The 24,375-nt window shown below is 63.6% G+C and carries 27 protein-coding genes; 15 read left to right on the top strand and 12 right to left on the bottom strand.

What is annotated here, in order from left to right; all coding sequences use genetic code 11:
• Window positions 1-53 precede the first annotated feature (53 nt).
• From sigJ to epmA, 4 genes are all read right to left on the bottom strand, one after another.
• Window positions 54-947: an RNA polymerase sigma factor SigJ gene (sigJ, locus tag IB267_RS14160; RefSeq protein ID WP_192448142.1), complete on the bottom strand. Its 894-nt coding sequence runs from the start codon at window positions 945-947 to the stop codon at window positions 54-56.
• 1 nt (window position 948) lies between these two features.
• A complete protein-coding gene (locus IB267_RS14155) occupies window positions 949-1,380 on the bottom strand; it encodes a carboxymuconolactone decarboxylase family protein (protein WP_192448141.1) in 432 nt (143 codons plus the stop codon).
• A gap of 167 nt (window positions 1,381-1,547) precedes the next feature.
• The gene (locus IB267_RS14150; RefSeq protein WP_192448140.1) at window positions 1,548-2,600 is read right to left on the bottom strand and encodes a lysine-2,3-aminomutase-like protein; all 1,053 of its coding nucleotides are present in this window, start codon (window positions 2,598-2,600) and stop codon (window positions 1,548-1,550) included.
• Window positions 2,597-3,649, bottom strand: a complete 1,053-nt coding sequence (gene epmA, locus IB267_RS14145) for an EF-P lysine aminoacylase EpmA (RefSeq protein ID WP_192448139.1) — start codon at window positions 3,647-3,649, stop codon at window positions 2,597-2,599. Before epmA ends, IB267_RS14150 begins: the two co-directional genes overlap by 4 nt.
• Before the next feature lie 160 nt (window positions 3,650-3,809).
• On the opposite strand from epmA, the gene efp reads away from it, so the two are divergent.
• Together efp and IB267_RS14135 are read left to right on the top strand one after the other, a co-directional pair.
• A complete protein-coding gene (gene efp / locus IB267_RS14140; protein ID WP_192448138.1) occupies window positions 3,810-4,379 on the top strand; it encodes an elongation factor P in 570 nt (189 codons plus the stop codon).
• A 160-nt stretch (window positions 4,380-4,539) separates the two neighbouring features.
• The gene (locus tag IB267_RS14135) at window positions 4,540-5,781 is read left to right on the top strand and encodes a cyclopropane-fatty-acyl-phospholipid synthase family protein (protein ID WP_192448137.1); all 1,242 of its coding nucleotides are present in this window, start codon (window positions 4,540-4,542) and stop codon (window positions 5,779-5,781) included.
• A gap of 28 nt (window positions 5,782-5,809) precedes the next feature.
• Here the strand turns inward: IB267_RS14135 and IB267_RS14130 are convergent, their stop codons facing one another.
• The gene (locus tag IB267_RS14130; RefSeq protein WP_192448136.1) at window positions 5,810-6,646 is read right to left on the bottom strand and encodes a lipo-like protein; all 837 of its coding nucleotides are present in this window, start codon (window positions 6,644-6,646) and stop codon (window positions 5,810-5,812) included.
• A 165-nt stretch (window positions 6,647-6,811) separates the two neighbouring features.
• On the opposite strand from IB267_RS14130, the gene mbfA reads away from it, so the two are divergent.
• Entirely contained in the window at window positions 6,812-7,795 is a 984-nt protein-coding gene (gene mbfA / locus IB267_RS14125; protein WP_192448135.1) for an iron exporter MbfA, read from the top strand.
• A gap of 71 nt (window positions 7,796-7,866) precedes the next feature.
• On the opposite strand, the gene IB267_RS14120 is transcribed toward mbfA, so the two are convergent.
• Window positions 7,867-8,487: a transglutaminase-like cysteine peptidase gene (locus IB267_RS14120; RefSeq protein WP_043617116.1), complete on the bottom strand. Its 621-nt coding sequence runs from the start codon at window positions 8,485-8,487 to the stop codon at window positions 7,867-7,869.
• 288 nt (window positions 8,488-8,775) lie between these two features.
• Window positions 8,776-9,579 (bottom strand): carboxylesterase, encoded by an 804-nt coding sequence (locus tag IB267_RS14115; protein WP_192448134.1) that lies wholly within the window; start codon window positions 9,577-9,579, stop codon window positions 8,776-8,778.
• Window positions 9,580-9,799: 220 nt separating this feature from the next.
• Here IB267_RS14115 and infC point away from each other — a divergent pair, with 220 nt between their 5' ends.
• The 10 genes from infC (at window position 9,800) to pheT (ending at window position 19,172) form a co-directional block, all read left to right on the top strand.
• Window positions 9,800-10,336 carry a translation initiation factor IF-3 gene (gene infC / locus IB267_RS14110; protein WP_034804663.1) on the top strand — a complete coding sequence of 179 codons (537 nt, stop codon included), beginning with the start codon at window positions 9,800-9,802 and terminating at the stop codon, window positions 10,334-10,336.
• A gap of 166 nt (window positions 10,337-10,502) precedes the next feature.
• Window positions 10,503-11,012, top strand: coding sequence for a hypothetical protein (locus IB267_RS14105; protein ID WP_192448133.1), 510 nt, complete (start codon window positions 10,503-10,505; stop codon window positions 11,010-11,012).
• A 281-nt stretch (window positions 11,013-11,293) separates the two neighbouring features.
• A complete protein-coding gene (locus IB267_RS14100) occupies window positions 11,294-11,752 on the top strand; it encodes a PepSY domain-containing protein (protein WP_246810631.1) in 459 nt (152 codons plus the stop codon).
• A 9-nt stretch (window positions 11,753-11,761) separates the two neighbouring features.
• On the top strand, window positions 11,762-12,427 hold the full coding sequence (locus IB267_RS14095) for a response regulator transcription factor (protein ID WP_192448132.1): 666 nt from the start codon (window positions 11,762-11,764) through the stop codon (window positions 12,425-12,427).
• Window positions 12,424-13,791, top strand: coding sequence for an ATP-binding protein (locus IB267_RS14090; RefSeq protein ID WP_192448131.1), 1,368 nt, complete (start codon window positions 12,424-12,426; stop codon window positions 13,789-13,791). The genes IB267_RS14095 and IB267_RS14090 overlap by 4 nt, the downstream gene beginning before the upstream one ends.
• A gap of 219 nt (window positions 13,792-14,010) precedes the next feature.
• On the top strand, window positions 14,011-14,214 hold the full coding sequence (rpmI, locus tag IB267_RS14085) for a 50S ribosomal protein L35 (protein WP_043617095.1): 204 nt from the start codon (window positions 14,011-14,013) through the stop codon (window positions 14,212-14,214).
• Window positions 14,215-14,253: 39 nt separating this feature from the next.
• Window positions 14,254-14,658, top strand: coding sequence for a 50S ribosomal protein L20 (gene rplT / locus IB267_RS14080; RefSeq protein ID WP_043617092.1), 405 nt, complete (start codon window positions 14,254-14,256; stop codon window positions 14,656-14,658).
• A 145-nt stretch (window positions 14,659-14,803) separates the two neighbouring features.
• Entirely contained in the window at window positions 14,804-15,577 is a 774-nt protein-coding gene (locus IB267_RS14075; protein ID WP_192448130.1) for a serine/threonine protein phosphatase, read from the top strand.
• Between the two features lie 52 nt (window positions 15,578-15,629).
• On the top strand, window positions 15,630-16,712 hold the full coding sequence (gene pheS, locus IB267_RS14070) for a phenylalanine--tRNA ligase subunit alpha (RefSeq protein ID WP_192448129.1): 1,083 nt from the start codon (window positions 15,630-15,632) through the stop codon (window positions 16,710-16,712).
• A gap of 33 nt (window positions 16,713-16,745) precedes the next feature.
• Window positions 16,746-19,172, top strand: coding sequence for a phenylalanine--tRNA ligase subunit beta (gene pheT, locus IB267_RS14065; RefSeq protein ID WP_192448128.1), 2,427 nt, complete (start codon window positions 16,746-16,748; stop codon window positions 19,170-19,172).
• Window positions 19,173-19,233: 61 nt separating this feature from the next.
• Here the strand turns inward: pheT and IB267_RS14060 are convergent, their stop codons facing one another.
• The 3 genes from IB267_RS14060 to IB267_RS14050 all read right to left on the bottom strand — a co-directional run bounded on the left by IB267_RS14060 (window position 19,234) and on the right by IB267_RS14050 (window position 21,088).
• Window positions 19,234-19,632, bottom strand: a complete 399-nt coding sequence (locus IB267_RS14060) for a VOC family protein (RefSeq protein WP_089043130.1) — start codon at window positions 19,630-19,632, stop codon at window positions 19,234-19,236.
• Window positions 19,629-19,991, bottom strand: a complete 363-nt coding sequence (locus IB267_RS14055) for a nuclear transport factor 2 family protein (RefSeq protein ID WP_034804642.1) — start codon at window positions 19,989-19,991, stop codon at window positions 19,629-19,631. The genes IB267_RS14060 and IB267_RS14055 overlap by 4 nt, the downstream gene beginning before the upstream one ends.
• 101 nt (window positions 19,992-20,092) lie before the next feature.
• Window positions 20,093-21,088: an aldo/keto reductase gene (locus IB267_RS14050; protein ID WP_192448127.1), complete on the bottom strand. Its 996-nt coding sequence runs from the start codon at window positions 21,086-21,088 to the stop codon at window positions 20,093-20,095.
• A gap of 249 nt (window positions 21,089-21,337) precedes the next feature.
• On the opposite strand from IB267_RS14050, the gene IB267_RS14045 reads away from it, so the two are divergent.
• Window positions 21,338-22,228, top strand: a complete 891-nt coding sequence (locus IB267_RS14045; protein ID WP_192448126.1) for a LysR family transcriptional regulator — start codon at window positions 21,338-21,340, stop codon at window positions 22,226-22,228.
• A 79-nt stretch (window positions 22,229-22,307) separates the two neighbouring features.
• On the top strand, window positions 22,308-22,943 hold the full coding sequence (locus IB267_RS14040) for a hypothetical protein (RefSeq protein WP_192448125.1): 636 nt from the start codon (window positions 22,308-22,310) through the stop codon (window positions 22,941-22,943).
• Here the strand turns inward: IB267_RS14040 and IB267_RS14035 are convergent.
• Together IB267_RS14035 and IB267_RS14030 are read right to left on the bottom strand one after the other, a co-directional pair.
• On the bottom strand, window positions 22,895-23,368 hold the full coding sequence (locus IB267_RS14035) for a GNAT family N-acetyltransferase (protein ID WP_192448124.1): 474 nt from the start codon (window positions 23,366-23,368) through the stop codon (window positions 22,895-22,897). The two genes, IB267_RS14040 and IB267_RS14035, sit on opposite strands and share 49 nt — an antisense overlap.
• Window positions 23,369-23,387: 19 nt before the next feature.
• Window positions 23,388-24,338: an aldo/keto reductase gene (locus tag IB267_RS14030; protein ID WP_192448123.1), complete on the bottom strand. Its 951-nt coding sequence runs from the start codon at window positions 24,336-24,338 to the stop codon at window positions 23,388-23,390.
• Window positions 24,339-24,375: the final 37 nt, after the last annotated feature.

The raw sequence follows: 24,375 nt of genomic DNA, 5'->3' as shown, positions 1-24,375 counted from the left end.
GTGCGACCGGCCTGGCCGTTGGGATCACGTTTGCAAAGGCGAAGCCGCCAGTATCAGTGGAGCGCAGCCTCGCCGAAACGCGTGAGCTTTTCCGGGTTGCGCATGATGAAGATGTCGTTGACGTTTCCGTTGCCGTCATAGCCGAAGGCGACGGTTGCCGCGATCTCGTTTTTCGCTTCGTCCCGAAGCACGATGCCGCGGCCGCCATTGATGTCGCCCATTTCCCAGACGTAATGCGACCAGTATTCGGTAAGCCGCTCGACGATGAAGGCGAGCACCGTTTCCTTGCCGGCGAGCACGCCGAGCACGGTCGCCACCTTGCCGCCGCCGTCGGCCGTTAGCTTCACATCGGCCGAAAGCAGGGCCGAGAGCCCGGTAACATTGCCTCCGTGGATTGCGCTATGGAAAGCGGAAAGCAGTTCGTCCTGGCGTTCGCGCGGGGTCTGGTGCCGCGCCTTTTCGAGCCCGATGTTGGTCTTGGCGCGTGACACCAGCTTGCGCGCGGCGGTTTCCTGCATGTCGAGCGTCTCGGCGACTTCCTCATAAGGCTGGCCGAAGATTTCGTGCAGCAGGTAAGCGGCACGTTCCTTCGGCGTCAGCCGTTCGAGCATCAAAAGGAACGCGGTGGTGAGCGAGGAGGTCAGCGCCAGTTTCTCTTCGGCATTGTCGTCGCTCGCCGTATGGATCGGCTCGGGCAGCCATGCGCCGACATAGTCGACGCGCTTGCGGTGAGCCGCTTTCAGGAGGTCGAGGCAGCGCCGCGTGCAGGCCGTCGTCAGCCACGCAGCCGGCGTTTCGATCGACAGGCGGTCGACCTCCTGCCATTTCAGAAACGTGTCCTGCACCGCATCTTCGGCATCCGCGCGCGAGCCGAGGATGCGGTAGGCAAGGCCGAGAAGGCGCGGACGCGCCTCCTCGAAGATCTGCATATGCTGCCGGTCGTTCATGTCAGTGCCTCGAAATCTGGATGCGGTTCCAAAGGTTGATCATCGCCACCGTCGCGGTGATAACGCTGATCTCCTTTTCGCTGAAATGCTGGCGCAGTTCGGCGCGAAGCGGCGCAAAGTCGGTGCGCGGTTCGAGTTCGGTCAGTGCCTCGGTCCAGGCAAGGGCTGCCTTCTCGCGCGGGGTGAAATCACTGACCTGGTCCCAGACGATGATGCGGTCGAGCCGCTCGTTGCTCTCGCCCTCGGCGCGGGACTCCTTGGTGTGCATCTTCACGCAGAAGCCACAGCGGTTGATCTGCGAGGCGCGCAGCTGGACGAGATTGTGGATCGTGCGGTCGAGTCCGTGCAGGTCCATGGTCTTGTGCACGTCGGCGAGCGCGCCGAGCACATCGGAGATTTCCTGTTCGTAGCGGACGGCTTTGGTATCGGTCATGGTCTCAACTCCATCGTTGTCGTGTTGCTTATGACCAATTGACGATCGACGCCGGACAGCTGTGACGCGGGCTCAATGATTTTTCTCGCAGGACGCGAAGAAAAATGCATGAGCTGATTATTTTGAAGAAGTTTCAATAATTTGAGAGTCGCGATTTCTCGCGGTCATCAGGCTTTCGGTGGGTAGCTGTGCTCGCCGCCGCGAAAATCCGTGACCGTGTAACAGCCGCCGCCTTCGTCCGCGATCGAGGCAGCGCTGATCACCGCCTTGCCGTGCCCGCCGGGGATGTCGAGGATGTAGGTGGGCTGGCAGAGACCGGAGACCCGGCCACGCAGGGCGGCGACCAGCGCCTGGCCTTCCTCGATCGTCAGGCGAAAATGGCTGGTGCCGGGGGCGAGATCCGGGTGGTGCAGGTAGTAGGGCTTGATCCGCGTTTCGACGAAGGCGCGCATCAGGCTGGCAAGCACCTCGGCATCGTCGTTGACGCCCCTCAAGAGCACCGATTGGCTGACCATGACGATGCCGGCATCGATCAGGCGGGCAGAGGCGGCACGTGCCTCGTCCGTCAGCTCGCGCGGGTGGTTGGCATGCAGCGCCACATAGGTCGCCTTGCCGCTGGCTTTCAGCGCCGCGATCAGGTCGGCGTCGATGCGCGCCGGCTCGACCACGGGAACGCGGGTGTGGAAGCGGACGATCTTCACATGTGGGATCGGCTTCAGCCGTTCCATAAGTTCGGTGAGCCGGCGCGGCGACAACACCAGCGGATCACCGCCGGTGAGGATCACCTCCCAGATTTCCTCGTGCGCGGCGATATAGGCGATCGCAGCATCGAGTTCAGCCGGCGTCAGCGTGCCGAGACCCTGCGGCCCGACCATCTCGCGGCGGAAGCAAAAACGGCAATAGACCGGGCAGACATGCACGGCCTTCAGAAGCACCCGGTCCGGATAGCGGTGAACGATGCCGGTGACGGGGCTGTGCGGCTTGTCACCGATCGGGTCCTCGCGTTCCTCAGGCAGCAGCGTCAGTTCGGCCGCGTCGGGCACGAACTGCCGTGCAATCGGGTCATTGGGATCGTCGGGATCGATGAGACTGGTGATGGCGGGGCTGATCGCGACGGCATAACGCTCGGCAACAGCGGCAACCGCCGCCTCCTTGGCTTCGTCGATAAGGCCGGTATCGACGAGTTCGCGCGCGGTCTTGATCGGGCGGTGCACGTTCACGCTCGTGTCTCCGCCACGGGCGCCCAGAGCACCTGGTCGATGCGCGACGCCCCGGTTGCGAGCATCACCAGCCGGTCGAAGCCGAGCGCAATGCCGCTTGCTTCGGGCATGATCGCGAGTGCCGCCAAAAAATCCTCGTCGAGCGGATAGGTCTCGCCATAGACGCGGGCCTTTTCGACCATTTCCATCTCGAAGCGCCGGCGCTGCTCGGCCGCGTCGGTCAGCTCGCCGAAGGCATTCGCAAGTTCGACGCCACAGGCATAGAGCTCGAAGCGTTCGGCAACGCGACGGTCGCGCGCGGCGGGGCGGGCGAGCGCGGCTTCCGCCGTCGGGTATTCGTCGAGGATCGTCGCGCGGCCAAAGCCGAGATGCGGCTCGACCTTTTCGACGAGCACGCGGCTGAAGAGATCCGCCCAGGTGTCGTCATGGGCGACCCGAAGACCGGCCGCGGCCATCGCTGCGGCAAGAGTTTCGCGGTCGGTTTCGCCGTTGGCGGCCATCGAGGCCAACAGGTCGATGCCGGCAAAACGCTCGAAGGCGTCCGCCACGCTGAGGCGCTCCGGCGCGGCAAAGGGATCGCAGGCCTGCCCCTGGAAAACGAACTGCTTCGTGCCGGTCGTTTCCGCCGCAAGCGCCAGGATCTCGGCGCTGTCGCGCATCAAGGCCTCATAGCTCTCGCCAGTGCGATACCATTCGAGCATGGTGAACTCGGGGTGGTGCAGTGGTCCGCGCTCGCGGTTGCGGTAGACATGGGCGAAACAGGCGATGCGCTGTTCGCCGGCCGCCAGCAGCTTCTTGCAGGCAAATTCCGGCGAGGTGTGCAAATAGAGCGGATGGCCGGAGCCGTCATGGTCGAGCGCTTCTGTGGCGAAGGCATGCAGATGCGCCTCGTTGCCGGGCGAGACCTGCAGCGTTGCCGTGTCGACCTCGATGAAATCGCGTGTCTCGAAGAACCGGCGCAATGCCGATTGGATCCGGTTGCGGCCGAGAAGAAACGGGCGCCGGTCGGCATGGACATCGGGTGTCCACCAGGGTGAGGCATGCGACATGGTCGGTTCAGTCCAGGCTTTCTTCGCGCAGATGCCGGCTCAGGCTGGCTATTTGCGCGAAATTAGGGTAGTGGCGGCGCGAAATCCTTATTTTCGCGTCCTTCAGGGCCAGTGTTTCCGGCCCACGGTGTCGCGCATACCTCTGTTACAAGGAAGACTAATGGTCAAGGTCATCGCTTCATCTGTCCGTAAGGGCAACGTTCTCGACGTCGACGGCAAGCTCTATGTCGTGCTTACCGCCCAGAACTTCCACCCGGGCAAGGGCACGCCGGTCACCCAGGTCGACATGCGCCGCATTTCCGACGGCGTGAAGGTCTCCGAACGCTACCGCACGACCGAACAGGTCGAGCGCGCCTTCGTCGAAGACCGCGAGCACACCTTCCTTTACGAAGACGCCGAAGGCTTCCACTTCATGAACCCGGAAAGCTATGACCAGCTGGTCATGAGCACGGAGGATATCGGCGACCTCAAGGCCTACCTGCAGGAAGGCATGGCCGTCATTCTTTCGATCCACGAAGGCCTGGCGATCGCCATCGACCTGCCGCGCCACGTGACGCTCGAAATCACCGAGACCGAGCCGGTCGTCAAGGGCCAGACGGCTTCGTCGTCCTACAAGCCGGCGGTTCTGTCGAACGGCGTTCGCACGCTCGTTCCGCCGCACATCCAGGCCGGCACCCGCGTCGTCATTGCGACGGAAGACGGTTCCTACGTCGAGCGCGCCAAGGACTGAGGCATCGACCAGGTCAATTTGGACGGGGACGGCAGCGAAGGTTGCCGTCCCCGTTTTCGTTTCCGGTAGGTTGCGTGAGCAACCAGAAATTTAAGGGGCGCATTTCGAAAAACGGGTGCTAGGATGCGGCGCCGATACGACATCTCACGAGAGGGCCTGCATGTTCCCATTGTCGCATATGATGAAGTCGTTCATTCGCAAGGGTCGCCTGACGGTGATCGATGCCGATGGCAAGAGGCACGTTTATTCCGGGACGCCCGGGCCGGAAGTGACGATGCGGCTCACCGACAAGAAGCTCTATCGCAGCCTCGTCTTCAATGCGGAACTGGCCGCCGGCGAAGCCTATATGGATGGCACCATGCGCTTCGAGGAGGGCTCCACCCTCCGGGATTTCCTGACGCTGTTTTCGATCAACCGCCTGTCGCTCGGCTCCTACCCGATCCAGAAGTTGCTGCGCGCGGTAAAGATGCGCTTCCGCAAGCGCCAACAGGCCAACCCCAAGGGCAAGGCACAGCAGAACGTCGCGCATCACTACGATCTCGGCAACGAGTTCTACAAGCTGTTCCTCGACGAGAACATGCTCTACTCCTGCGCCTACTTCCGCGAGCCGAACGAGACGCTCGAGACGGCGCAGCGCAACAAGCTGAGGTTGCTTGCCTCCAAGCTTTGCCTGGAGCCCGGCATGAAGGTGCTCGATATCGGCTGCGGCTGGGGCGACCTTGCGATGTATCTCGCGCAGCTCGCCGATGTTCAGGTGCTCGGCGTGACGCTTTCCAAGGAGCAGCAGGCGCTTGCCACCGAACGGGCGCGCAAGGCTGGCCTTTCGGATCGGGTGCGCTTCGAACTCAAGGACTATCGCGATGTCCAGGGGCCGTTCGACCGCATCGTCTCGGTCGGCATGTTCGAACATGTCGGCGTGCATCACTATGACGAGTTCTTCAAGAAGCTGAACGCACTGATGCCGGACGACGGGCTTGCGGTGCTGCATTCGATCGGCCACATGAGCCCGCCCGGCATGGCGAGCTCCTGGCTTCGCAAGTACATCTTCCCGGGCGCCTACTCGCCGGCGCTGTCGGAGGTCTTCGAGGTCGTCGAGCGCAACAGCCTCTGGGTTTCCGATCTCGAATTCCTGCGGGTGCACTATGCAACGACGCTAGCCCATTGGGGCGCGCGCTTCGACGCGAACCGCGACAAGGTGATCGCCCTCTACGACGAGCGCTTTGCCCGCATGTGGGAGTTCTATCTGATCAGTGCCGAGATGATGTTCCGCACCGGCAGCCAGCTCGTCTTCCACATGCAGCTGTCGCGCTCGCGCGATGCGGCGCCGATCGTGCGCGACTACATCACCGACCGCCAGCGCGACTACATGGCCCGCGAACAGGCGCTCGCGCTCCATCTCTAGAAGAGACGCAATTCCGGACGGAGAACCGCTACACACTCTTGCTGGAATTGCTCTCTTCGTCCGCATGCCAGCGCAATCGCTTGTAGTCGAAGCCGAACTCCAGCGTCGGCTTGACGATCGCAAAGAACGGCGAGAGGTCGAAATCCCTGGGCGTGTAGAGCGAATGGTGGCGGATGTGCAGGATCTCTTCGCGTGAATAGGTCGAGGTTGCGGCCGCCCGTCCGGGCGCGCGGGTAACCTCGGGCAGGATCGGATAGCGGATCTGCTCGAAGGCGGCGGCAATCAGCGTCGAGCAGATCGCCCGTGTCGGGTCGCCGGAACCGAAGGCAAGCAGGCGCCGCCGCCAGCGCACCGGAACCGGCGGTGTCGGCAAGAAGTAGCGCAGCATGTCCAGAATGTTCTTCAGGTCGTATTTCATCCCGAGCCTCGAGATCATGAAGCCGACGAGTGCTGTGCGATCATCCGGCGTCAGCGCGATAGGCCGGCAGATGCGGGTGTTGAACGAGGCGTATTTCTTCAACGGCACGGCAACGCAGCCCTCGCCGATGTTTACCTCGATCAGTTGCGGCCGCTCGATGACGGGCAGTGTCGCCTGATCGAGCGTCAGCGGCATCTGGTCACCGGCAAAGAAGGCGGCATGCGACCAGGTCGATTGCGTCAGATACTTGATCGCTGCCGAAACCTTCTGGTTACCTTCGATCAGGAGAATGTCGCCCGGGCGCAGCGTGCGCGCCAGCGTTTCCTGATCGGATGGCGTGTAGGGCTCGTAGCCGGATGTCTGCGCCTGCAGGCGCGCGGCGAGCCTTGCGCCGAGACGATCCAACACTGTGTCTTTGCTTTCGGAAAGCGGATAGATGGTCCTCATCGAGGCGATCGCTCCGGGGAAGGAAATGAGATTCGCGGGTGGCCGGCATGGTGGCCGAGCCGCGACACTCTGTCGAGAGATTGTCGCATGATTGCATGGCTTTGGCCTTGACGGGGCGATCCCGCATTTCTATTTTAGAATTATTCTAAAGAAGGTTTCCTCCCGATGTTTTCCCGTCTTTTCTCCCGTTCCAAGCGCCCGTTTTTGTCCCTGAGCGAGCAGGAAATCCTGGCGCTCGCGATCTCCTCCGAAGAGGACGACGGGCGCATTTATCTCGCCTATGCCGATGCGCTTCGGGCGCAATACCCCCACTCGGCAAAAGTGTTCGAGGAGATGGCGGAGGAGGAAAGTCACCACAGGCAATGGTTGATCGATCTGCACGTCCAGCGTTTCGGCAACCGCATCCCGCTCATCCGGCGCGAGCATGTGCGCGACTTCCCCGAGCGCAAGCCCGACTGGCTGATTGCCGAAATGCCGATCGAAAAGGCGCGCGAGGAAGCCGAAGCGATGGAGGCGGCGGCGCACCGCTTCTATGTCGAGGCCGCGACCAGAACCCAGGATGCGGCCACCCGCAAGCTGCTCGGCGATCTCGCGATTGCCGAAAAGTCGCATGAATCGCTGGCCCGTCGGCTTGGCGAACAGCACACGCCCGAGGACGTGCGCGCCGAGGAGGACCAGACCGCGCGCCGCCAGTTCATCCTGACTTACGTCCAGCCCGGTCTCGCCGGCCTGATGGACGGCTCGGTGTCGACGCTGGCGCCGATCTTCGCCGCCGCATTCGCGACCCAGGACACCTGGCAGACCTTCCTCGTCGGTCTCTCGGCCTCCGTCGGTGCCGGTATTTCCATGGGCTTCACCGAAGCTGCCCATGATGACGGCAAGCTTTCCGGTCGCGGCTCGCCGATCAAACGCGGCCTGGCGTCGGGCATCATGACCGCGCTTGGCGGTCTCGGCCATGCGCTGCCCTATCTGATCCCGCACTTCTGGACGGCGACCGCGACGGCGGCCGTGATCGTCTTCGTCGAGCTTTGGGCGATCGCCTTCATCCAGAACCGCTACATGGAAACGCCGTTCCTCAGGGCCGCTTTCCAGGTGGTGCTCGGCGGCGGTCTGGTGCTGGCGGCCGGCATCCTGATCGGCAACGCCTGACGGCGCGCGGCAGATACGAAAAAGGGCCGGTTCGACCGGCCCTTTTTGAAATTTTTCGTGTTGCCTTGAGGTCAGTTGCCGACCGAGCCGACGAGGACTTCCGCGCCGTTCTGGATGGTGACCCAGCGGCCGCTGTGGTTGGACGCCTGGCGCTTCAGGTAGCGGTAGGGCGTATGGGTCCAGAGCTTGACGCCGTTTTCGAGGTTGTCGAGGATGAAGTCGCCCTGCGCGGTGCGCACGGTCAATACCGCATGGCCTTCGCCGTCGGGCTTGCGCACCACCGTGATCAACAGGTCGCTTGCCGAGAAGCCCTTGCTCATCAGGCGCTTGCGCTTTTCGAGTACGAAGTCTTCGCAGTCGCCAGCGCCGTCCGGATAGGACCAGACTTCGTCCCGGCCGTGCAGTTCCAGGTCGGTCATCGGCGTGATCTCGCGGTTGACGGTCGCGTTCACCTGCCGGATCGTTGCCCAGCCCCGTTCGGTCACGCGTGCAGCGACGGTTCCCTTGGAGCGTACGTTGCACTCGCTCTTGTATTTCTGGCAGAATTCGTAGTGGCCGATCGGCTGCGAGGTCGCCGAGCCAGTCTGCATCCAGGGAGACGATCCCGCCTGTGCGGGGATTGCCGTGTTTGCTGAAATGAAAAGTGCGCAGAACGCCGCGATACTTCCCTTAACTCCAGTCCAAGACGCCATACAAGTCCCCTGCGGCGCGGTATGCCGGACGCTCTTTGTCCGGACGCATTCGCGCAATCCTGAGTTGAAGGCAGCTTGTTTAGGTTCGTCCCCGGCGCTGCTCTAATCGTTAATAAAGAGTTAATAACGTCGGGACTGCAGAGTCAATCTCCGGAATCGGGACATCGGAGTTTATGGTTAAAACCGGAACTGGACGCACGGGAACCGTTGCGCCGCAGGGGATCTGCGGCGCGGGAGCGGTTTTGTCCTTGGGTTCTGGTCGAAAGGAAGGGATATTCCGGCAACGGCTCAGGCGAGCATCGTGCCGATCGCCTGTTTCATTTTAGCAATGTCTTCTTCGCGCGAGAGGCGATGATCGCCATCGCGAATGAGCGTCATCACGACGTCGTCGGCGGGAAGGTGCTCCATCAGCCGCAGGGCGTGGGTATAGGGCACGTCGGGGTCGCGCATGCCCTGCAGGATGTGCACCGGGCAGCCGGTCGAGATCGTGCCGTCGAGCACCCGGTTCTTTCGCCCGTCCTCGATCAGCGCGCGGGTAAAGATGTTCGGCTCGGGGCTATATTCGGAAGGCTCTTCGAAATAGCCGCGTTCGGAAAGCGAAGCCCGCTCCGCATCCGTCAGGTTGGGTTCGATCAGTTCGGCGGTAAAGTCGGGTGCCGGCGCGATCAGCACGAGGCCGGCGACCCGGTTTCCGTCGCCCCGGCGCCGGAGTTCCTGGATGACCCGCAAGGCAATCCAGCAGCCCATCGACGAGCCGATCAGCACCACGCGTCCGGGTGCGGCCTGGTCGATGACGGCAAGGCTTTCTTCGAGCCACCGCGAGATCGTGCCGTCGGCGAAGGCGCCGCCGGAGGCGCCATGGCCGGAATAATCGAAGCGCACGCAGTCAGCGCCTCGCTCCATCGCATAGCGCTCGACCTCGACCGCCTTGGTGCCTGTCATGTCCGAGCGGTAGCCGCCGAGCCAGACCAATGTCGGCTGCCCGTCCGTCGGCTTGTCGGCATGCCGCACGCGCATCGCGATCTTGCGCGCGGCCTCCGCTGCGCCGACCTCGATGAAGCTGATTTTCGTCTCGGCTGGCGTATCCTGCATGCAAATTCTCTCCAAAGGCCCGTTTCGCTGGCGATTTTCTTTCTAAAACAGATTCGTCTTGCTATCGACAGGTGGTGATTTTCCTTGCAAGCCGTGCTATTGACTCTCCCGTCGCAATTCACACATTGCCGTCGGTGACAGATTCAGGCGCTTCGTTTGAGATCGCGCCGGCGAACGAATTAAACAACATTTTTCGAAATAGCTCGAGGAGAGTACGACCATTCGCAGACCGTTCAAAGCGGACGCCCCCGTCAAGGAGGGGCCGCGCTCAAACAAGGAAATCCGGGTGCCCCGGGTTCAGCTTATCGACGCCGAAGGCCAGAACATCGGCGCCGTTCCGATCGACCAGGCGCTCCGCATGGCGGAGGAAGCCGGTCTTGATCTGGTGGAAATCGCGCCGAACTCCGAACCGCCGGTGTGCAAGATCCTCGATCTTGGCAAGCTGAAGTTCGCCAACCAGAAGAAGGCGGCCGAAGCGCGCAAGAAGCAGAAGATCGTCGAAATCAAAGAAATCAAGATGCGTCCCAACATCGACACGCACGATTATGACGTGAAGATGCGGGCGATGAACCGGTTCTTCGAGGACGGCGACAAGGTCAAGGTCACGCTGAAGTTCCGCGGTCGCGAAATGGCCCACCAGGAACTCGGCATGAAGCTTCTGCTGCAGGTCAAGGACGACACCCAGGCGATTGCCAAGGTGGAAGCCGAGCCGAAGCTCGAAGGCCGCCAGATGATGATGGTTCTCGCGCCGCGCTAAGCGCTTCCGCCCATCCGTCGATATGACGAAAGCCGCCTCCGGGCGGCTTTTTTCGTTGTGCGATCGTTCCGGCTTTGCTGACAGAATGCTGACAGTCGCCCTCAGCGAGCTGTCAGGCATCTCGTGCCATCCTCTCTGCATCAAATCGGGAGAAGGAGCCGAGATCATGAATTCAGTGCTGCGAAAGGCCTTGCTCGTTTCTACGGTCGGTATCTGCGGCCTCGTGTCGGCGCCGATCGGCGCCTCGCTCGTTGCCGCCGGTCCGTCGCATCCTTTCTCGACCATGGCGTTCGCCGACGATGACGACAACGACAGCGATGACCGCGGTGGTGGCGATGACGACCGCGACGACGATCGGGGCCATGATCGCGACGATGACGATGATCGCGGTCCCGGTCATCGTGACGATGACGATGATGACGACCGCTTCGACGACATTGACGACGACTTCGACGATGCCCGGGATGATCACGAGATCGAGCTGCGGGTGACCGATGAAAATCTCCGCGGCCTGCGCAATGGCTCGCTGGTTGCCGTCGACAATCTCGGCCGGGTGCTCGAGGTCGAGGTGGAATACGAACGCGGTGTTCGCGTCGTGACGGTCGAGCCGCACGACAGTGATATCCGCCGCAATCCGGGGCCGATCGGTAGCGTCTCCATCCGTCCGGCATTCTGATCCGGTCACGATTTGCCCGGCGCATTCGCCCCACACCATGCGCCGGAGCAATGGTCGGCCGTCACCAGCCCGCCCGGCGGCTCGACCCGGCAAGCGCATGCCCCCGGTGCCCGAGACGGCATTGGGGGCATGCGCGTCGCTGGCGTTCTCGCCAAGGCTGGCATAGGCTCGCCCCCGAACGATGCCCGCGGCGTCGCGGTAGAGAAACCACCTGGTGGGCGCATCCGCTAACGCGTTTGGAAGGAACCGAAGCTGAGGAGCAGTTGCGACAGGATGAAGCCATGGCGATGACACGACGAGACCTGATCGCGCTCTTCTGCTGCTCGCTCCTGCTTTCGCTCGCGCCGCAGCCTGGCGGCATCGCGGCCCTGGCCAAGGATGATGACGATGATGATGACGGCGGCTCGCATGGCGGCGGCGGTCACGGCAACGACGATGATGATGACGACGACGAAGACGATGATGACGATGAAGACCTCGGGCCGGATGGCGCCGGCGGTGCCCTGGGGAGCGATCAGGAGCGGGCGCGCGACGGCGTCGAAAAGGGCGACATCCTGCCGCTGAAGGAGGTTCTGCGGCTGGTCGACGAAGACAAATACGGCCGGGTCATCGCGGTCGATCTCAAGCGATCCGGCGGCAGCGAGATCTACCGGCTCCGCACCCGCGACCGGCAGGGCACGATCCGCAACCTGCGCATCAATGCTCGAACCGGCAAGTTCGTGAACATTTTCGGGTTCTAGAGGAGCGGCATGCGGATTCTTCTGGCGGAGGACGATCCCAATATTGCAGCCCATGTGGCAAGCCGGCTGGAGGCGGAAGGCTACGGCGTCGATACGCTCACCCATGGCCCGGATGTCTGGGAGCAAGGGGAGAGCGGTAACTACGCCCTGGTCATCCTCGATCTCGGCCTGCCGGGCATGGACGGGCTGTCGATCCTGAAGCGCTGGCGGCAGGCGGGGCTGGAGACGCCGGTTCTGGTGCTGACGGCGCGTGGCTCCTGGATGGAGCGCGTCGACGGTTTCGATGCCGGGGCGGACGATTATCTGCCGAAACCCTTCCGCGCCGAGGAACTCCTGGCGCGGCTGCGCGCGCTTCTGCGGCGCGCCGGTCCGCGTGTGACATCGGTGCGTGCTGCCGGGCGCTTCACCCTCGACGAGGCAGGGCGCCGGGTGACCTTCGACGGGCAGCCGCTCGACCTCAGCCCGCTCGAATATCGCATGCTCGCCCTGTTCGTGGAGCGCAAGGGCCAGGTTGTCACGCCGCTCGAGTTGGCAAGCCACGTGCAGGGCCGCGACGACGATGCCGCCAAGAATGCGGTGGAAGCGATGATTGCCCGCCTGCGCAAGAAGACCGAGAGCGGCGCGATCGAAACGCGGCGCGGGTTTGGCTATGTGCTGCCGGACGGTGGCGCATGATCCGCTCGTTGCGGCTGAGGCTGGCAATCGGCGCATCGGTCGCCATCTGCCTGGTTCTGCTGGTGGTCTGGCTGTCTTTAAGCCGGCTTTTCACCGACTATGTTGCCGGACGCTACCGCGCCGAAATGGCAACGCTTGTCGATACCGTTGCCGCCCAGGTGCGGGTGCGCAACGGTGAACTGCTGTTGCCGCGCGAGCCGGCCGATCCACGCCTGAGCCTGCCGGCCGGCGGCCGCTACTGGCAGCTCGACCGCGACGGCGGCACGCCGCTGCGTTCACGCTCCCTCTGGGACACGGTGATCGATGCCGATCGCCCGTCGGCGCCGCACCACCTGGGTTTTCTTGAGGCGGAGGGGCCTGACGGTGCGCCGATCCTCGTCTACCGCCAGGCCCTGACGCTCGGCGAGGGCGCGGATGCCAAGCGGTTCGCCGTCACCGCCGGTTTTGCGCGCGGCGAACTCGATGACGCCTTGTCCGCCTTTCACGGCCGCATCCGGCTGATGCTGCTGGCGACGGCGGCCGTGCTTGCCGGCGCCGCATTCCTGCAAGGTGCGCTCGGCCTCCTGCCGCTGGTGCGGCTGCGGGAGCGGGCCGCCCGCGTCCGGTCCGGCGAGGAGAAGGACTTTGGCCTGGCCGGCCCGAGCGAGGTGCAGCCGCTCGTCAGCGAAATCAATCTTCTGCTTGCGGAGCGCGCGACGGCGTTGGCGCAGGCCCGGGCGCGCGCCAGCGATCTTGCCCACGGGCTGAAGACGCCGCTGACGGTGCTGGCGCAACTTGCCGAAGGCCTGCCGAAACAGCAGCGCGACATCGCCCTCGAACAGGTCGACCTCGTGCGCCAGCGCGCCGACCGCCAGCTTCAGGCGGCTCGCATGGGCGTCGAGCGCATGGCAACGACCTCGATCGCCGACCTCGGCAACAAGCTGGTCAGCGTCCTGCGTCCCGTGACCGCCGAGCGCGACGTTGCCTGGGAGGTCGATATCGATCCGTCGATTTCGATCGACGTCGATCCGGCCGACCTTGCCGAGTGTCTCGGCAACCTGCTCGACAATGCTGCCAAATGGGCGCGGGCGCGCATCCGGCTTTCGGCGGGGATGATCGACGGGTGCGTTCGGATCGCCGTCGGTGACGATGGACCGGGCATTGCGGAGGGCGATCGCGCGCAGGCAATGCGCCGCGGGAGCCACAGCGCCGATGCAGCGCCGGGCCACGCTTCCGGCAATGGCCTCGGACTGGCGATCAGCGCCGATATAGCGGAGGCCTATGGTGCGACCATGTCGCTCGGGCAATCGGCGTTGGGTGGTCTTGAGGTAGCGCTGATCTTCGACGTCGGCGGTGGCAGCCGCCGCCCGCGTGATCCGGCCTGAGGCGCAACGCGCCGTCGCAAAATGGCGGAATGTGCCGGCCCTGAAGGCATCGGATCGCCGCTTGCAGCCTGTGTCTTCGATTCCCCAGTTGCGCTTTTCGGGATGTGCGGTTATAAGCCCCCGTCCGAACGGTCCGGCAGGGCATGCCGTGGCCGTTCTTAACGCTGGAAATGGACCTCGTCTGTCCGTTTCGATTCTTAAGAACAATGGAGTAGCAAAATGCCCAAGATGAAGACGAAATCGTCTGCCAAGAAGCGGTTCAAGATCACCGCCACCGGCAAGGTTCGTGCTGCAGCTGCTGGCAAGCGCCACGGCATGATCAAGCGTACCAATAAGTTCATCCGCGACGCACGTGGAACGATGATCCTCGCTGAGCCCGATGGCAAGAAGGTCGTCAAGAACTACCTGCCGAACGGTCTCTAAGACTTTCAGGCATATTGGACACGTTAAGGAGATCATGACATGGCACGTGTAAAACGCGGCGTAACCGCCCACGCCAAGCACAAGAAGACGCTGAAGGCAGCCAAGGGCTTCTACGGCCGTCGCAAGAACACCATCCGCGCCGCCAAGGCAGCGGTTGACCGTTCGAAGCAGTACGCTTACCGCGACCGCAAGGTTAACAAGCGCAACTTCCGCGCTCTCTGGATCCAGCGTATCAACGCTGCCGTCCGCGAATTCGGCCTGACCTATGGCCGCTTCATCGACGGCCTGAACAAGGCTGGCATCGAAGTCGACCGCAAGGTTCTGTCCGACATGGCTATCCATGAGCCGGCAGCATTCGGCGCCCTCGTAGAAGCTTCCAAGAAGGCGCTCGCCTACCTCAAGGAAGCCGGTACGGAAAACGAGTTTGAAAGCGCTGTTCGTTAAGCCAGCGTTTTCCCAAAATCGTTTTTGAAATTAGTTGGGAAACCCGCGCTGGCAGGGCTGGCGCGGGTTTTTCTTGTTTTACGGGACGAAAGTGTACCACGATCGAAGGGGACCATGCGCGGTCCCGGAGCTTGATGACGACGATATGACGTCTCTGCTGGCAGCGCTTGCAGCCGGCCGGGAGCGTGTTGAGCGTTGCGAGCTCAAGGATCGTATGGTCTGGATCAAGCGCTATCGTCGCCAAGGCCCCCGTCTTTGGCTGCGCACCCAAGCCTTCATCGCCCGGGTCTGTGGCCTTCCCGTGTTGCTGCCTTCCCCACTTCTCGACGTCGAGGGCATGATCGAGCGCGAAGTTCGCCAGATCGCGACCTTCTCCGAGGCCGGTTTCATGACGCCCGAGGTCGTCTATCGCGGACCGAAGGTGCTGGTTCTCTCCCATCTCGGCCTGCCGGTCAGCAAGCATATGGGGCCGCTGCGCAACAGCGACGCCGCCGCGCACGATCAGCTGCTGGTGCGCTGCGCTGCGGAACTCGGGCGCCTGCATCGCGCCGGCCTTTGCCACGGACGCCCGCATCCGCGCGATTTCATCATCGACAACGGCGAATTCGGCTTCCTCGATTTCGAGGAAGTGCCTGCGAGCGTCATGCCGCTGGCGACCGCCCAGGCGCGCGATCTCTGGCTGCTGTTTTTGCAGGTGGCGAGCCGAGCCCTGCTGCCGGAGACCCCGGCTGTGGCCTTTGCCGCCTGGAAGTCCGCCGCTCCGGCGGAAGCCAGCAGGGCGCTCACCGAGATCATGCCGCTCTTCATCCGCTTGCTGCCGCTGGCGCGCTTCCTCCTGCGCTTCCGCAAGGGCAACGATATCATCCGTTTCATCGCTGCGACGGACTATCTGGCGGGTGCGACGCAATCACATTCCTGAAGACAAGAACCGATATAGAACCGAACCCATTCCCGCATCGAGGCAGGACAGAATGAGCGAACTGGAAACACTGGAACGGACACTCCTGGCGGACATCGACGCCGCCGGCGACGAAGGATCGATCGAGGCGGTGCGCGTCAACGCACTCGGCAAGAAGGGCTCGATCTCCGAGCTGTTGAAGACGCTCGGCACCATGACGCCCGAGGAGCGCCAGACCCGCGGCGCGCAGATCAACGCGCTGAAGAACACGGTCGCCGAAGCGATCGCCGCTCGCAAGTCGGCGCTCAAGGACCAGGCGATCGCCGAGCGCCTGGCGCGCGAGACCGTCGACATCAGCCTGCCGGTGCGCTCGTCGCCGGCCGAGCGTGGCCGCATTCACCCGATCAGCCAGATCGTCGACGAGATCACCGCGATCTTCGGCGACATGGGCTTCTCGATCGCCGAAGGGCCGGACATCGAAACCGACTACTACAACTTCACGGCACTGAACTTCCCCGAAGGGCATCCGGCTCGCGAGATGCACGACACCTTCTTCTTCAACCCGGATGAGAAGGGCGAGCGCAAGGTGCTGCGCACGCACACCTCGCCGGTGCAGATCCGCACCATGGAAGCGCAGAAGCCGCCGATCCGCATCATCATTCCCGGCAAGACCTACCGGCAGGATTCCGACGCGACCCATTCGCCGATGTTCCATCAGGTCGAAGGCCTGGTGATCGACAAGGCGGCGAATGTCGCCAACATGCGCTGGGTGCTGGAAGAATTCTGCAAGGCCTTCTTCGAGGTCGACCAGGTGACGATGCGCTTCCGCCCGTCGTTCTTCCCCTTCACCGAGCCGTCCTTCGAGGTCGATATCCAGTGCGACCGTTCCGGCCCGATCGTCAAGTTCGGCGAAGGCACCGACTGGATGGAGATCCTCGGCTGCGGCATGGTGCACCCGAACGTGCTACGCTCCGGCGGGCTCGACCCGGACGAGTACCAGGGTTTCGCCTGGGGCATGGGCCTCGACCGTATCGCCATGCTGAAATACGGCATGCCGGACCTGCGCGACTTCTTCAACGCCGACGTTCGCTGGATGACGCACTACGGCTTCCGCCCGCTGGACATGCCGACCTTGTTCGGCGGCCTCTCGGCCTGATCGCGCGCAGATATTTAGGACACAGGTGAAATCATGAAATTCACGCTTTCCTGGCTCAAGGACCACCTTGAAACCGACGCTTCGCTGGAAGAGATCTGCGCGCGCCTGACGATGATCGGGCTCGAAGTGGAAGACGTCGACGACAAGGCCGCCTTCAAGCCCTTCGTCATCGCCAAGGTTGTTTCGGCCGAGCGGCATCCGAACGCCGACAAGCTGCGCGTGCTGATGGTCGACACCGGCGCCGGCGCTCCGATCCAGGTCGTCTGCGGCGCACCGAATGCGCGCGCCGGCCTTGTCGGCGCCTTTGCAGCCCCCGGTACCTATGTTCCCGGCATCGACGTGACGCTCGCCGTCGGCACCATCCGTGGCGTCGAAAGCCGCGGCATGATGTGCTCGGAAAAGGAACTGCAGATCTCCGAGGACCACAACGGCATCATCGACCTTCCGGCCGACGCACCCGTTGGCACGAGCTACGCGACTTACGCCGGCCTCGACGATCCGATGATCGAGATCAACCTGACGCCGAACCGGCCGGACTGCACCAGCGTCTACGGCATTGCCCGTGACCTCGCCGCTTCCGGCCTCGGCACCTTGAAGGCGCGCAACGCGCCGACCTTCAAGGTGGAAGGCGACACGCCCACCAAGCTGACGCTCGACCTCGGCGAAGACAAGCATCTCTGCCCCGGCTTCTCGCTGCGCCTGGTGCGCGGCGTCAAGAACGGCCCGTCGCCGAAGTGGATGCAGCAGCGTCTGCTCGCCATCGGCCTGCGCCCGATCAACGCGCTGGTCGACATCACCAACTACATGACCTTCGACCAGGGTCGCCCGATGCACGTCTTCGACGCCGCCAAGGTCAAGGGCAACCTGACGGTCCGTCGCGCCAAGGACGGCGAGACGGTGCTGGCGCTCGACCAGCGCGAATACAAGCTCGGCCCGAACAACGTGGTCATAGCAGACGAAAAGGCGATCGAGTCGATCGGCGGCGTCATGGGCGGCGAACATTCCGGCTGCGACGAGAACACCACCGACGTGCTGATCGAGTCGGCGCTCTGGGACCCGATGAACATTGCCAAGACCGGCCGCACGCTCGGCATCATCACCGATGCGCGCTACCGCTTCGAACGTGGCGTTGACCCGGAATACATGGTGCCCGGTCTCGAGCGCACCACCGAGCTGGTGCTCGAACTCTGCGGCGGCACGGCAGCCAAGGCCGAAGTCGTCGGCTATGCCGGTCATGAGCCGAAGATCGTCGACTTCCCGGTTTCCGAAGTGAAGCGCCTGACAGGCCTCGAAGTCTGCTCCGAGGAGAGCGTCTCGATCCTGAAGAAGCTCGGCTTCGGCGTCGAAGGTTCCGGCGATCGCTTCAAGGTCTCGGTTCCGTCCTGGCGCCCCGATGTCGACGGCAAGGCCGATCTCGTCGAAGAGGTCATGCGCATTCACGGCGTCGACAACATTGTCGCCGCCCCGCTGCCGAGCCATGGCACCGTCAACGGCAAGATCCTGACGACGCTGCAGATCCGCACGCGCCTTGCCAAGCGCGCGCTTGCAAGCCGCGGCATGCTCGAAGCCGTCACCTGGTCGTTCATCTCCGAGGAACAGGCCAAGCTCTTTGGTGGTGGCGCGCCGGCGCTGAAGCTCGCGAACCCGATTGCCTCCGACATGTCGGATATGCGTCCGTCGCTGCTGCCGGGTCTGCTGGCCGCCGCCCAGCGCAATGCCGACAAGGGTTTCGGCGACGTCGCAATCTTCGAAGTCTCCGGCACCTATGAAGGCGATACGGCGGACGCGCAGCGCCGCGTTGCCGGCGGTATTCGTCGTGGTACTGCGTCCTTGAACGGCGCCGGCCGTCTGTGGTCGAACGCCGCCAAGGGCGGCGGCAAGCCGGTCGACGTCTTCGATGCCAAGGCCGACGCCATTGCGGTGCTCGAAGCCTGCGGCGTGCCGATGGGCAACGTCCAGTTCGAGCCGGGCGGTCCCGCCTGGTACCATCCGGGCCGCTCCGGCACGATCAAGCTCGGCCCGAAGATCGTTCTCGGCACCTTCGGCGAGTTCCATCCGAAGACGCTCGAAGCGCTCGACGTCTCGGGTGCGCTTGCAGGCTTCGAGATCTATGTCGACGCCATGCCCGAGTCGAAGAAGAAGGCAACCCGCACCAAGCCGGCGCTCGACCTCTCGCCGTTCCAGGCGGTCAAGCGCGACTTCGCCTTCGTCGTCGACAAGACGGTGGAAGCCGGCGCCATCCTGCGTGCCGCTTCCGGTGCCGACCGCAAGCTGGTCACCGGCGTCAGCGTCTTCGACGTCTTTGAGGGCGCATCGCTCGGTGAAGGCAAGAAGTCGATCGCCATCGAGGTGACCATCCAGCCGGTCGAGCGTACGCTCACCGACGAGGATTTCGAGGCGCTCACCGCCAAGATCGTCGCCAATGTGACGAAGACGACCGGCGGCGTACTGCGCGCCTGATCCGTTCGACAAAACGGATACCGAAGGGCCGCTGCACCGCAGCGGCCCTTTTCGTTGCGGCCTATTGCGCGCGCTGCATCAGCTCGATGCGGTTGCCGAACGGGTCGTTGACATAACATCTGCGGTAGCCGGCAAGCGGCTCGTCCTCGGCGATCGTCACGCCGCCGGCTTCGAGCCTGAGGATCATACGCTCGAGATCGTCGACCAAAAAGGCCGGATGGGCCTTGCGCGCCGGCACGAAATCTTGGTCGATGCCGAGGTGCAGGCGGATGCTGCCCCGCTCGAACCAGCAGCCGCCACGGCCAAGCAGATTGGCGGGCTTGACGACCTCCGTCAGCCCGAGCAATCCGCCATAGAAGCCGCGCGCCAAGTCTTCGCCGCCTTCCGGTATCGCAAGCTGCACATGGTCGATGGCAAGCAGCCGGCCGGTCGATGTGGACTCGGGTCCGCCGTCCGTCATTGCGCGTGCAGGTGATAGATCTTGTTGACGATCAGCCAGCGGCCGTCGATCTTCACCAGCGACAGGTAATCGGAGAAGCGCTCTCCGGCGAAGCTGTCGATGACCTTCACCGTGGCGGCGTCGCCGGTAATGTCGATCATCTGCACGTCCATTTCCGGCTGTGTTCCGGGCGGTGCCGCACCGGTGTCGAGGATCGCCTTGATGAAGCCGTCACGCGTCATCCATTCGAGTGCGCCCTGGTAGTTGCCGATGATCGCAGCATCCGGATGGAACGCCTTGCGCAGCGCCCCTTCGTTGGCAAATGCCATGCCGTCCACATAGAGGTGCACCACTGCACTGATCGCCTGTTCGTCGGACATCCCCGCTCCTCCTGACCTTTTGACCGTCGATCGAGAGGTAGGGCACCCGGCGGGAATTTCGATGGGTGATCTCCTCGCGCCGGTGGCGCGAGGAGAAGGTGTCAGCGGTTGGTGAGCGCCAGCGACGCATCCGTGTAGCGCTTTCCGGCCACAAGGGCCGGGGAGAGGGCTTCGGCGAGCCGGCTCGATTCTTCGGCCGTGAGCGTGATGTCCGCAGCGGCGGCGTTCTGCTCCAGATGCTCAAGCTTGCGTGCGCCGGGGATCGGCACGATGAAGTCGCCCTGGTTGATCACCCAGGCAAGGGCCAGTTGGGCGGCGGTGACACCCTTTTCCTCGGCCAGCGCCTGCAGCGTTTCGACCTGCCGGACGTTGGCGTCGAGATTCTCCGCCTGGAACCGCGGTAGCGAGCGGCGGAAGTCGTCGGCTTCCAGATCCTCGGCCTTGCGGATCGCGCCGGTCAGCATGCCGCGTCCAAGCGGGCTGTATGGCACGAAACCGATGCCGAGTTCGCGGCAAGTGGCAAGCACGTCTTCTTCCGGATCGCGCGACCAGAGCGAATACTCGCTCTGCACCGCGGCGATCGGATGAACCTTGTGGGCGCGGCGGATGGTGGCGGCACTCGCTTCCGAAAGGCCGAGCGCGCGCACCTTGCCCTCGCGCACCAGCTCGGCCATGGCGCCGACGGTGTCCTCGATCGGTACGTCAGGGTCGACGCGGTGCTGGTAGTAGAGATCGATGACATCTGTGCCGAGTCGCTTGAGCGAGGCTTCCGCTACCGCCTTCGCATGCTCCGGCCGGCCATCGACGCCCCTGATCGCCTGGACGCTCGGCACGCCGGTCTCGATGCGGAAGCCGAACTTGGTGGCGATGACCACCTTGTCGCGCATCGGGCCGAGCGCCTTGCCGACGAGCTTTTCGTTCTCGAACGGGCCGTAGACTTCGGCCGTGTCGAAGAAGGTGATGCCGAGATCGACGGCGCGCTGTAGCGTGCGGATCGATTCCGCATCGTCGGCGGCGCCATAGGCAAAACTCATGCCCATGCATCCAAGGCCGATTGTGGAGACGGTAAGGTCACTTCCGAGGTTGCGGGTTTTCATGTCTGATCCTGTCTGGCTGCCATGCGTCGGAGGTAGCGCGCTGGGAGCACACGTCTATCGTCCGAGGCATGAATGGGTGGGTGAAAACCGCCGCTTACACCTTCCATCACGGAGCGGCAGGTTCCTCTGTGCCATTGCCGAACGCGCTCCTCGCGTCGTTCGAGCTTTGGCAACGCATGAAGAATAGGCCTCGGCGAGGCGACTGAAAATCACTGTCAATTCTCACGGGCTGTTCTATTATTTCGATCAATGAACAGAACACAGCTCTCCCAACTCGCGGTATTGGCCGCCGTCGCCGCCCATGGCAGCTTTCGCGGAGCCGCGCGCGAACTGGGCGTCGCACCTTCGGCTGTCAGCCACGCCGTCGGCAGCCTCGAGGCGAGCCTCGGCATTCGCCTGCTCGCCCGCACCACCCGCAGCGTCGCGCCGACGGAGGAGGGGCGCCGGCTGCTCGAACGGCTGGCGCCGGCGCTCGACGAGATCGCCCATGCGTTGGAAGCGGCGTCGGACGCCCGCGAGCGTCCCGCCGGCAACCTGCGCATCACTGCACCGCGTTTCGCTGCCGATCTGATCCTTGCGCCGCGCCTGGGCGCCTTCCTGGACCGCTATCCCGAGATTGTGCTCGAAATCGCCAACGAGGACGGCTTCACCGATATCGTTGAAGAAGGTTTCGATGCCGGCATCAGGCTCGGTGAGAGCCTGGAGGCCGACATGATCGCGGTGAAGGTCGGGCCGGAGCTCGAAAGCGCCGTCGTCGCGTCGCCCGAATACTTCCAACGCTACGGCCGGCCGCAGCATCCGCGCGACCTCGCGCAGCATCGCTGCATCCGCCGGCGCTTCTCCAACGGCACGCTTTATCGCTGGGAATTCGAGAAGGATGGCGAGGAACTGACGGTGTCGGTGGAGGGACCGCTGATCCTTGGCGAGGACCGGCCGATCATCAAGGCGACAATGGGTGGCGCCGGTCTCGCCTATCTCTTCCTGTCGCGCGTCGAGACCGCGATTGCCGAAGGCAAGCTGGAGCGCGTCATGGCGGACTGGTGCGCACCCTATGCCGGTCCCTATCTCTACTATCCGAGCCGCCGGCAGATGCGGCCGGCCCTGCGCGCCTTCATCGATTTCTTCCGGCACAGCGGATAGCCGCGGCGCGAAATCGGGTGGCGCGACAGGCCCGGATCTGGAATGCCATCGGTTTCGTGTCTTGATGAGAGGAAGGCCCATGAAGAAGCCCGGTTCGATGAAGGGCCTTGAAGACCTCGGCCGGGTGCGGCTTTCCCGAAACTTCTTCTTCCGCGACTTCCTGCATTCGGAGATCGCCGATTTCTACCGCATCCCGAACATTCCCGATGATCCGGATCTGGCGATCGAGGCCGGGCGGCGTCTATGCGAAGAGTTGCTGGAGCCGCTGGAGGCGACCTTCGGTCGTCTCGTCATCCGCTCCGGCTACCGCAACCGCGCCGTCAACGGCTTCGGCAATGCCAACGGGCTGAACTGCTCGACCAATGCGGCCTCGGCCGCAGATCACATCTGGGACATGCGCGATGCAGACGGATGCATCGGCGCCACCGCCTGTATCGTCATCCCCTGGGTCTGGGACCGGCGCGGCGAGATCGGCGGCTGGCAGTCGATCGCCTGGTGGATCCACGACCATCTGCCCTATGCCTCGCTCTGTTTCTTCCCGAAGCTCTGGGCTTTCAACATCCAATGGCACGAGCGGCCGGCGCGCCGGATCATGAGTTTCGTCGAGCCGCGCGGTGTCTTGACCAAGGCCGGTGCGGCGAACCAGGGAGGCCGCCATGCCGAGGCCTATGCCGGGTTTCCTGACTTGAGGACCGCGCCGATATTGACCTTGTAGCGCACATGCTCGTCGGTGCCGGAGTAGCGGTCATAGAGCCGCCGCGCCGTTGCATTGTCGGCCTCGGTGTACCAGTAGAGCCGGTCCCAGCCCTTATCCTGGCAATGCGCGATCAGATCGTCGATCATCGCCCGCGCCACGCCCTGGCCGCGTGCGGCAGGCTCGACATAGAGATCCTCGATGTAGCAGATCGGATGGCGGAAGAAGGTGGCGAGCTGCTCCTGGCAGATCGCAAAGCCGACCACCTGCCCGTCGAGGATCGCCAGCCGCGCAAAGAGCGGCGCGACGGGATCGATCAACCGGTTCCAGGTGCTATCGATGATGTCTTCGGCGAGTTCGCTGCCGGAAAAGGCGACATAGCCGGCCCAGAGGCGACGCCAGTCCGCCTCGTCGCCGCCTGTCGCGGCGCGTATCGTCAATGCCATCGTGTTGTTTTTGCTCCCGTCATTCACCGACGTCGTTGAGTTTTCGCACCGCCTCGTCCGACAACCTGAGTTCGGCGGACCGAATGAGGCTCTGCAATTGCGCAAGGCTGGTGGCGCTGGCGATGGGGGCCGTGACGCCTTTGCGCGTGCGGATCCAGGCAAGGGCGATTTCCGCCTGGGTAGCTCCGGTGTCGGCCGAGATGTCGTCGAGCACGCCGAGGATGCGCATTCCGCGTCCGTCGAGATATTTCTCGACGCCGCTGCCGCGCACCGAGCCTTCGAGGTCCTTGTGCGTCCGGTATTTCCCGGAAAGGAAGCCTCGCGCCAGCCCGAAATAGCTGATGACGCCGATCTCCTCGGTGATGCAGAGGTCGCGCAGCGGCCCTTCGAAGGCATCGCGGTCGTAGAGATTATATTCCGGCTGCAGCACCTGATAGCGGGGCAGGCCCTGGTTGGCGGACACGTCGAGCGCCTCGCGCAGTTGCAGCGAATTGAGGTTGGAGGCGCCGATCGCCCGCACCTTGCCTTCGGACAGAAGCTGGTCATAGGCCGCAAGCGTCTCCTCGTAGGGCGTTTCCGGATCCGGCCAGTGCGAGAGATAGAGGTCGATATGGTCGGTCTGCAGGCGTTTCAGCGAATCCTCGACCGCCTGCAGGATCCACCGGCGCGAAAGTCCCTTGCGATCGGGGCCGAGTTCGGAGCCGACCTTGGTGACGATGACCGCCTTGTCGCGAGACCGGCCCGACTGTTTCAGCCACTTGCCGATGATCGTTTCGGACTCGCCGCCCTGATTGCCGGGCGCCCAGGAAGAATAGACATCGGCGCTGTCGATGGCGTTGAACCCGGCATCGAAAAAGGCGTCGAGCAGCGCGAAAGAGGTCTTCTCATCGGCGGTCCAGCCGAAGGCATTGCCGCCGAAGACGAGGGGCGCGATTGTCAGGTCGGTGCGGCCAAGTCTCAGTTTTTCCATGGTTTCGCTCCATTGGACTGGATGAAGGCATGTTGCG

The organism is Ensifer sp. ENS09 (genome assembly GCF_014852425.1).
GTDB lineage: Bacteria > Pseudomonadota > Alphaproteobacteria > Rhizobiales > Rhizobiaceae > Ensifer.
Note: the sequence above shows the minus strand (reverse complement) of the source record. Positions and strands in the feature narration are given on the sequence as shown.